This window comes from Bradyrhizobium sp. PRIMUS42 (genome assembly GCF_023006515.1).
Taxonomy (GTDB): Bacteria; Pseudomonadota; Alphaproteobacteria; order Rhizobiales; family Xanthobacteraceae; genus Bradyrhizobium.
Genome location: NZ_JALBGZ010000386.1, coordinates 1 through 6,112 on the forward strand (window position 1 = coordinate 1; position 6,112 = coordinate 6,112).

General features: G+C 62.1%; 11 protein-coding genes. 5 read left to right on the forward strand and 6 right to left on the reverse strand.

What is annotated here, in order from left to right:
- On the reverse strand, window positions 1-221 hold a 221-nt coding region (locus tag MOV75_RS24210; protein WP_309486965.1), incomplete at its 3' end, for a general stress protein.
- A gap of 12 nt (window positions 222-233) precedes the next feature.
- Window positions 234-554: a hypothetical protein gene (locus tag MOV75_RS24215; protein ID WP_246932738.1), complete on the reverse strand. Its 321-nt coding sequence runs from the start codon at window positions 552-554 to the stop codon at window positions 234-236.
- A gap of 383 nt (window positions 555-937) precedes the next feature.
- Between MOV75_RS24215 and MOV75_RS24220 the strand changes: the two genes are divergently transcribed.
- The 3 genes from MOV75_RS24220 to MOV75_RS24230 all read left to right on the forward strand — a co-directional run bounded on the left by MOV75_RS24220 (window position 938) and on the right by MOV75_RS24230 (window position 2,639).
- Complete coding sequence (locus MOV75_RS24220) at window positions 938-1,120, forward strand: hypothetical protein (RefSeq protein WP_247006747.1); 183 nt, start codon at window positions 938-940, stop codon at window positions 1,118-1,120.
- Between the two features lie 199 nt (window positions 1,121-1,319).
- Window positions 1,320-2,021, forward strand: coding sequence for an alpha/beta fold hydrolase (locus MOV75_RS24225; RefSeq protein ID WP_247006748.1), 702 nt, complete (start codon window positions 1,320-1,322; stop codon window positions 2,019-2,021).
- A 417-nt stretch (window positions 2,022-2,438) separates the two neighbouring features.
- Window positions 2,439-2,639 carry a hypothetical protein gene (locus MOV75_RS24230; protein WP_246930302.1) on the forward strand — a complete coding sequence of 67 codons (201 nt, stop codon included), beginning with the start codon at window positions 2,439-2,441 and terminating at the stop codon, window positions 2,637-2,639.
- A 246-nt stretch (window positions 2,640-2,885) separates the two neighbouring features.
- Here MOV75_RS24230 and MOV75_RS24235 read toward each other — a convergent pair whose 3' ends face one another.
- The 3 genes from MOV75_RS24235 to MOV75_RS24245 form a co-directional block, all read right to left on the reverse strand.
- Window positions 2,886-3,947 carry a glycosyltransferase family 4 protein gene (locus tag MOV75_RS24235; RefSeq protein ID WP_246930301.1) on the reverse strand — a complete coding sequence of 354 codons (1,062 nt, stop codon included), beginning with the start codon at window positions 3,945-3,947 and terminating at the stop codon, window positions 2,886-2,888.
- 132 nt (window positions 3,948-4,079) lie between these two features.
- Window positions 4,080-4,289, reverse strand: coding sequence for a hypothetical protein (locus tag MOV75_RS24240; protein ID WP_246930300.1), 210 nt, complete (start codon window positions 4,287-4,289; stop codon window positions 4,080-4,082).
- Window positions 4,290-4,463: 174 nt separating this feature from the next.
- Entirely contained in the window at window positions 4,464-4,790 is a 327-nt protein-coding gene (locus MOV75_RS24245) for a nuclear transport factor 2 family protein (RefSeq protein WP_246930299.1), read from the reverse strand.
- Window positions 4,791-5,150: 360 nt separating this feature from the next.
- Between MOV75_RS24245 and MOV75_RS24250 the strand changes: the two genes are divergently transcribed.
- Together MOV75_RS24250 and MOV75_RS24255 are read left to right on the forward strand one after the other, a co-directional pair.
- Window positions 5,151-5,399, forward strand: a complete 249-nt coding sequence (locus MOV75_RS24250) for a hypothetical protein (RefSeq protein ID WP_212090665.1) — start codon at window positions 5,151-5,153, stop codon at window positions 5,397-5,399.
- 127 nt (window positions 5,400-5,526) lie between these two features.
- On the forward strand, window positions 5,527-5,796 hold the full coding sequence (locus MOV75_RS24255) for a hypothetical protein (protein WP_246930304.1): 270 nt from the start codon (window positions 5,527-5,529) through the stop codon (window positions 5,794-5,796).
- On the opposite strand, the gene MOV75_RS24260 is transcribed toward MOV75_RS24255, so the two are convergent.
- Window positions 5,790-6,020 carry a hypothetical protein gene (locus tag MOV75_RS24260; protein ID WP_247006749.1) on the reverse strand — a complete coding sequence of 77 codons (231 nt, stop codon included), beginning with the start codon at window positions 6,018-6,020 and terminating at the stop codon, window positions 5,790-5,792. The two genes, MOV75_RS24255 and MOV75_RS24260, sit on opposite strands and share 7 nt — an antisense overlap.
- Between the last annotated feature and the right edge of the window lie 92 nt (window positions 6,021-6,112).

Below are 6,112 nucleotides of genomic sequence, written 5' to 3' on the forward strand. Positions count from 1 at the left end.
AGGCCGGCGCCGATGCCGGCACCCGTGCCGGCGCCTTCGGCACGATCGTCGGTGCCGTCGCGGTCACGGTCGACCTTGCCGCGCTTGGAGCCGTACCAATCGTCCGAATTGTTGGCGACGATGCTGATATCGGAGTGCGGCACGCCGGCCGCCTCGAGCCGGGTCACGGCGCGCTCGGCGTCGGAATAATTGTCGTAGAGGCGGGAGATGGTGATGGTCATGTCTGGGATTCCTTACTTGGTGGGGTTCACGTTGCCCTGGAAGTCCAGGCTGACGTCGGTCTTGGTGCCGGCCTTGTCGGCCTTGCCGCGCCAGACGCCCTGGTCATCCTTCTGCAGTCCGGAGACGTTGGAATATCCGGCGCCCTCGATCCGCGACTTCGCCTGTCCCTCGGTGAAGCTGTTGCGGCCCTCGACCGGCTTGTTCGAGTTGTTCTGGTCCGAGCTGTTGACGGCGTTGTTGCCCGGCCCGCTTTGCGCAGGCTGCGACTGAGCGCCCGCGGGCACCGAGGCGAGCAGCAACAAGGTTGCGGCGAGTAGAGTTGGACGTGTCATGTGTTGTCTCCTGCAAGTGATTGTGCCGGCGACAACAAGCGAGATTCGAATTGGTTGCTCGGATTCGAACTGCCGAGTGCCGCAGCACGGCCAAGCTTCGATCGCGCTCGCGCAGGAGAGTCCGTGAGGAACGATTGCCACGATATCCCGTTTGCCCGCTTCGCCTTCTCCTTGCTTCGAGCTCAGCCTGCCGTTCGCGTCCACAGGCTGAGTGCGGCATGGGTCGAAAGCGAAACCCATCAAAGCCCCGCTGAAGAAGCAGATGGGCTTCGCAACTCAACCCATCCCACGCGCTGAGTCCAATTTGCTACTTTAGTAGGTTGCCGGAACGCTTGGGCTGAAGGTCAATTGATCCGCATGAACGGACCAATTCAGGGATTGGCGTGGGTATCGAGCGTATGCACCCGCCGAAGTACTGGCGCATGCGAGCGGAGGAGTTCCGCACCAAGGCCGACAATTGCGAGCATCAGCACCCGAAGGAAAGCTTGCGCAAGGTTGCCAAGACCTATGACGAGCTCGCTCGTCGCGCCGAGAAAATCCGCACCGTGCAGGATGCAGCGGAGTAAGCTCGTAGGATGAGTAGAGCGAAAGCGAAACCCATCAATCTTCTACGACGAGGCATGATGGGGTTTCACAAGGGCTCAACCCATCCTACGCGTGCTGCTCGGCAAGGCGAAACGGGTAAGACTTTTTCGGGCTCTTTCGGAAGACGTAGCGGCGTCCCTCGCCAGAATGAGGTCTGTTACCGCGACCTCGAGGGAGCCCATGTCAATGAAATCCAAACCAGCGATCGTCTTTTGTCACGGCATTTGGGCCGATGGCTCATGCTTCAGCAAAGTTATTCCTGCACTGCAAGCGGATGGGTACGAGGTCATCGCGGTTCAATACGGCTTGGATTCCTACGCCGAGGATCTGGCGACGGTGAAGCGTACGCTCAACCGTGTCGGAAGCCCTGTCCTCCTCGTCGGTCATTCCTACGGCGGAGCGACCATCACGGGCGCCGGCACCGATGATCGCGTTGTTGGCCTTGTCTACATAGCGGCGGTCGCCCCGGATGCGGGGGAGACTGTGCAAGACCAGCTCGACAAACATCCGTCGGACATCTTCTCGCGCGTCGAGGTCGCAGATGGGCGTGCCTGGATGCTTCCAAGTGGCACCGAGTTTTTCGCAGGCGACCTTTCCGAGACGGATCAGAAGTTGGTTTGGGCTACGCATTATGCGCCCGTTGCCGATCTATTCCAGCAGCAGAAGCTTAGCGCGGATAAGGTCGCGTGGAGATCTAAGCCAAGCTGGTACATCTTGGCCACGCAAGACCACACCGTGCATCCCGACCTGCAACGGTGGGTCTCGAAGCGCATGGGTGCGACTGTGACGGAAGTGGCAAGTAGCCATGTGCCAATGCTGTCGCAGCCCGAAATTGTGATCGACGTCATCCGCACGGCGGCGGCCGCCGTTCAGAAAGGCTAATCAGATAGACATTCTCGACATGGGTGAAGCTCGGCGGATGGTAGATCGCAAGCGAAGCCCAACAATCCGTCCATCGACGTTTCGCAAGGGCTCAACCCTAGCGCAGTCCCATGGCCGACGCCGGCTGGTCCGCAGGGGACCTAGGCGTCGGTCTTGCCCCAGTTCGAAAGATTGGGCTCGCGCAATTTGAAAATTAGGACAGGAACATTCCTGCAATTGCCGAGTTTTCCGGGTGCCCTTCCCCGAGGGCAAACCCCGATAGGCCCCAGCTCCAATGCCCGCCAATATCCCACGAGCTGGGGCCATTTTTCTAACAGCGGCCCGGGGCTTGTGAATCCGGGAGTGTCCTGGTTTTGCGACCGGACGTGAACTTACTTTTGCGGTTTGGAATCGTATTCAGCAGCTAAGGAGCGCGCCATGGGAGAGCGCCGCAGAATCGTGCAGACCCGCTCGCTTGAAGAACGAATGGCCGAACAGGCCAATATCCTCAAAGAACGGGCGAGCCAGTTACCGGCTGGTGCGGAACGTGAGGGTTTACTCAAGCGAGCCAGGATCGTCGAGCTCGGCTCACATCTAAGCGACTGGCTGACCTCGCCCGGACTGCAGCCGCCCAAATAAGCCTTCGGAACGAGTCTTCACTTTGGTACGCTCAGGAGCATCGACACGCGGTGATTCGATGCTCCAGATGATTTTGATAATGTGCGGGGTCGGGACTGCACTGGTCGGCATCTTAATCAGCGTATTCGAGTGGCGCGCATTGGTGGGTTACCGGCGCCTGAAGAGGCGTCCCACACGCCCTGGCTCGTAGATGGGTCGAGCGAACCCGTTCGTCGACGACGAGGCATGACGGGTTTCGCGAGGGTCCTACGCGTACTGAATATGCCCTGACGCATGGCGCCATCCTCGGTCGACCAACTCGCGGTACCGGTCCTCGTACTGCCTCGCCATCCGGCTCGCGGCGAAACGCTCCTCGAAGCGGGCGCGGATCCTGCTTCGGTCCAGTCGGCCTATTTCCTTGACCGCTTCGATCGCCTGCTCCCGGCCATCCACGATGAAGCCGGTGACGCCGTGTTCCACGACTTCCGGCACCGATCCAGAGCGGTAGGCGATCACGGGCGTGCCGCACGCCATCGCCTCGATCATGACGAGGCCGAAAGGCTCCGGCCAGTCGATCGGAAACAGCAAGGCGGCGGCACCGGCGAGAAACGGCTGCTTGCGGGCTTCGTCCACCTCGCCGACGAGCTTGATCTCTTCGCCGTCGATCTCGGGTTCGAGCTTCTTCTTGAAGTAGGCGGTCTCCGCGCGGGGTATCTTGGCCGCGATTTGCAGCGGCATCCCGACGGCGCGTGCGATGCGTATGGCATCTTCCGGCCCCTTCTCCGCCGTGAGCCGCCCGAGGAAAGCCAAATACGAACCAGCTTCGAAGGAGGGTCGAAACAGGTCCTTGGGCAATCCGTGCGGAATCGTCGCGATCCAGTTTGCGTCCGGAAGCGCACGGCGCTGGTTGTCGGATATTGAGACGAAGGGAGCGTCCGGGAAAGCCCCGATCACGCTGGAAAGCCCCGGAAGGTCGAGCCGGCCGTGCATGGTCGTTAGAAACGGCACTCCGGTCCGACTCAGCACCGGCAGGGTCAACCAGTCGACATGGCAGTGGATCACGTCGAAGTCGCGTGCGCGCTCGGCGATGGCCTCGATCAGCAACGCGCAGGCGGCGTTCGGATCGACGCCCCTCCGCCCCAGCCGGAGCGCGCGCGGCCACACCGCCTGGAGGTTTCCTTTGGTCTTCGAATCCCCGGTAGCGAACAGGGTGACGTCATGTCCGAGCGCGACCAGTTCGTCCACAAGCCAGGCAATCACCCGCTCCGTGCCGCCGTAAAGCTTCGGAGGAACGCTCTCGGCCAACGGGGCAAGCTGGGCGATCCGCATCGCACTAGTTCCCCAACGCGATGCGCAAGCCGATCACGATGATCGCCGAGAGGAGAAACGAAACCGCGAGCAGCGTCCAAACAGGCCTTGTGCTACCGCGGGTCACGCGCGCGACGAGCATTTTCATGGTCGTCAACATTCGTCTCGGGGAAGCCGGTGCAGGTACGCCATCCCGAAGCTGGCGAGTTCTTCGGTATCGCTCTTGCGCTCTTCCCATCTCCTGTGCAGGTGGCGTTCGAGCAGGCAGCGCCGGCTGTCCTGTGCATCGACGTCAGGATGCCGCGCCCGGTACGCCGTCCATGCGATCTCCGTGGCGTTCTTCAAGACGGCTTCGTCGACCATGCTCACTCTCCGGGACCGAAAACCAGTCCCTGCCAACTCGAAGCTTTCCGGAAAGTTTCCACTTTTTCCCGGTGCTAGACGAAGAGAGGAGATCGAGACTCTGCAACGGCCCTTGGCTGACCGCTCAGGCGAACCGGCCACGTCCTGTCGCGAAGACAAAACGCAGGACACGCCCTAGTTTTGCGGACCGCAGACGTGCGTGGCGATCTTTCCGGAGGCATCGAAAGTCAGGCTCGCGCTGACGATGCCGCCGCGCGCGACGTACGAGACCACCGTCGTCTCTCCGGACGGCTGCAGATTGTCGAGGCCGGACGCGGGATATCTGGTGAGACGGTCGCGCCAATAGGCGCGTCGGCCGTCCTTGCCCGAGCTCGTCTTCATGCCGCCGCAGGCGCAATGGATCACCGCGTCGTCCGCGTACATTCCAAGGACAGTGTCGATATCGCCGGCGCGGTAGGCATCAAGCCAGTCGACCGCAGCGGCCATCGGGTCAAAGGACATGGGTCCTGCCTGCATGCCGTTTCGTCGGCGGAGGATTTAGGATCGAAATGATGAATGCGGCGTGAAGGTCTTTGCCGGTGGCCGTTCAGGTTTCCCCGGAACGGTGAACACGGGCTTGCCGCGTTCCCCAATCGACGCGGGCATTTCCGCCCGACGAAACACGCCTGAAACAATGCTGAAACCCGATTGTCCTGAACTCCGCGCGCCTGGGCCTCGACCAACGGAGCGAAAAGGAGATCATCATGATCCAGATCGGTTCGAAGGAAGAAGTCGCGTTCCTGCTGGCGCTGTTCGGCACCCACACCCAGCCTGTGAAGCGGCCGAAGCCTAAATCGCAGCAACGTTGAGAGGCTAAAAGTCATGCCCGGTTTGGCGGAATGCCAGAGCCTGTTGCGGCTCCTGATCGCCAGGGGCGATCCCAAGGCCATCCCGCTCGCCAAGGGCGCCATCGACCAGTTTCTGAACACGGCGCCGCTCAGCGCCCGCGGGCGTGGCCTGCGCGTGCTCCAGCGCGACGCACTCGATCAGCATGATGTGGCGGTCGGCGTGCAGCGCTCGTTCGCCGAGACGGTGGATGCCTATATCGAGCGCAAGCTTGCGGAGGAGTAGGGCTGCGCAATCCTGGCACGATCGCGAGCCGGGGTTGCGTTCCCGGAACCCATTGGATCGCAAGCGAATTTTCAACCCGCGAGAAACCTTTATCCGCCCCGCGCCTAGTACCGCAAAGGATGCGGACATGCCCCGATATTACTTCGACCTTCGCGACGACAAGGGAATTGCACTGGACGAGGAGGGACTGGAATTGTCCAGCCCGCGCGCGGTTCGGGCCGAGGCCGCCAAATCGATTGCCGACATGGCGCGCGACGCCGTGTTGTCTGCGTCGCCCACTGGAGGCAGGCAACAGATGGCGATCGACGTTCGCGACGCCAACGGGCCAATCATGCAGGTGAAGTTCAGCTTCGAGATCGACAGTCTCACGTCGCGATCGCACTCACGCGATCATTGACGCGTCAGTGCCGGCCGGGATCGTGCGGACGGCGGCGGCGGCTGGGACTGCTCCGAGTCCAGCACGGCGATCTTGCGGCCGAGCTGCCACACCTCCACCTTGCCGTGCCGCGTGAACTGCTGCGCGAAGCTGAGAGCGGACTCGTCGGACGAGGCCTCGAATGCTTCGGCGGAGCGGAAGACGCCGTTCTCGCCGACGAGGTAGGCGCGATATTGCTGGCTCATGTCGGCGCCCTCAGGCCGGGCGAACGCAGCCAGGCATCGATCTGCATGGCGGCCTCGTCCTGCCGCGCCCGGCGCAGCAGCATCTCGCGGCG

Coding starts and splice junctions, on each gene's coding strand:
- MOV75_RS24260 (WP_247006749.1), bottom strand. CDS start 6,020: ATGAGCCAGCAATATCGCGCCTACCTCGTCGGCGAGAACGGCGTCTTC.
- MOV75_RS24215 (WP_246932738.1), bottom strand. CDS start 554: ATGACACGTCCAACTCTACTCGCCGCAACCTTGTTGCTGCTCGCCTCG.
- MOV75_RS24250 (WP_212090665.1), top strand. CDS start 5,151: ATGCCCGGTTTGGCGGAATGCCAGAGCCTGTTGCGGCTCCTGATCGCC.
- MOV75_RS24235 (WP_246930301.1), bottom strand. CDS start 3,947: ATGCGGATCGCCCAGCTTGCCCCGTTGGCCGAGAGCGTTCCTCCGAAG.
- MOV75_RS24245 (WP_246930299.1), bottom strand. CDS start 4,790: ATGTCCTTTGACCCGATGGCCGCTGCGGTCGACTGGCTTGATGCCTAC.
- MOV75_RS24255 (WP_246930304.1), top strand. CDS start 5,527: ATGCCCCGATATTACTTCGACCTTCGCGACGACAAGGGAATTGCACTG.
- MOV75_RS24240 (WP_246930300.1), bottom strand. CDS start 4,289: ATGGTCGACGAAGCCGTCTTGAAGAACGCCACGGAGATCGCATGGACG.
- MOV75_RS24230 (WP_246930302.1), top strand. CDS start 2,439: ATGGGAGAGCGCCGCAGAATCGTGCAGACCCGCTCGCTTGAAGAACGA.
- MOV75_RS24225 (WP_247006748.1), top strand. CDS start 1,320: ATGTCAATGAAATCCAAACCAGCGATCGTCTTTTGTCACGGCATTTGG.